Raw genomic sequence first — 243 nt, forward strand, 5'->3', positions numbered from 1 at the left:
TGGTCATTAATCGTCGGGGCAATCATTGGTGCCATTGCTGGCGCAATCACTAACCGTGGTGCTGCTATGGGCTGGATTGCAAATATCGTAGCTGGTTTAATCGGTGCGTGGATTGGCCAAGGGCTCCTTGGCACTTGGGGCCCTTCGTTAGCTGGCACGGCATTGATACCATCGATCATCGGGGCAATTATTTTAGTTCTGATTGTTTCATTAGTTGTTGGTCGAACCAGTAAAAAGTAAGGG

Annotated in this window: 1 protein-coding gene; it reads left to right on the plus strand. The window is 49.0% G+C overall.

Annotated features, from left to right (window positions below; all coding sequences use genetic code 11):
• Positions 1 to 240: GlsB/YeaQ/YmgE family stress response membrane protein (locus tag FD28_RS02070; RefSeq protein ID WP_157059812.1), on the plus strand; the 240-nt coding region annotated here is incomplete at its 5' end.
• Positions 241 to 243: the final 3 nt, after the last annotated feature.

Origin of the sequence: Levilactobacillus hammesii DSM 16381, from assembly GCF_001434395.1 — a bacterium.
In the GTDB taxonomy this organism is placed as follows: Bacteria; Bacillota; Bacilli; order Lactobacillales; family Lactobacillaceae; genus Levilactobacillus; species Levilactobacillus hammesii.